Source organism: Tsukamurella sputi (genome assembly GCF_007858445.1).
Taxonomy (GTDB): domain Bacteria; phylum Actinomycetota; class Actinomycetes; order Mycobacteriales; family Mycobacteriaceae; genus Tsukamurella; species Tsukamurella sputi.
In genome coordinates, this window is sequence record NZ_VIGV01000107.1 from 1 (window position 1) to 610 (window position 610).

The 610-nt window shown below is 67.2% G+C and carries 2 protein-coding genes; one reads left to right on the forward strand and one right to left on the reverse strand.

The genetic code is table 11. The features are described 5' to 3' along the window. Positions 1-287, reverse strand: a 287-nt coding sequence (locus FK268_RS23370) for an FAD-dependent oxidoreductase (protein WP_146437836.1), incomplete at its 3' end; no start/stop codon positions are given. 92 nt (positions 288-379) lie between these two features. Here FK268_RS23370 and FK268_RS23375 point away from each other — a divergent pair. Continuing rightward, positions 380-610, forward strand: a 231-nt coding sequence (locus tag FK268_RS23375; protein ID WP_146437837.1) for a TetR/AcrR family transcriptional regulator, incomplete at its 3' end; no start/stop codon positions are given.

Sequence of the window (610 nt, forward strand, 5' to 3'; positions counted from 1 at the left end):
TCGTCCTCGCGGTCGAAACCGGCCGAGCCGGTCCAGTCCTGCCAGGCCAGCTCGAAGGAGTCCTTGATGCCGAGGCGGCGTTGCTCGGGTGAGTCGACCAGGAACAGACCGCCGAGGCTCCAGAACGCCTGGCCACCGAGGTTGTTGCGGTTCTCCTGATCCACGATCAGGACCCTGCGGCCCGCCCGCGAGAGTTCGTACGCGGCCACGAGACCCGCGAGCCCGGCCCCCACCACGATCGCGTCCGGCGCGAAGCCGTCCGGTCCCGTCGAATTCTCCTCGGCCATGGCCCGCCTCTCGGATTCATAACTAGACTCGCCGTTCTACTTATCGCTAGCATGACACGCATCACACCGGTCGTCAACGAAACGGAGGAGCCGTGGCCAAGGGCGAGCAGACCCGCGCACGCAGCGTGGAGCGGTTCCTCGACGCGGGCCTGGACGTATTCGCCGAACGGGGGTACCACGCCGCGTCGATGGACGAGATCTGCCGCCGCGCGGATCTGTCCCGCGGCGCCTTCTATTCGAACTTCTCGGGCAAGGAGGCCCTGTTCCTCGCACTGTTCGACCGACACACGGAGCGTCAGATCGGCCGGGTGGCGGCCGTGATC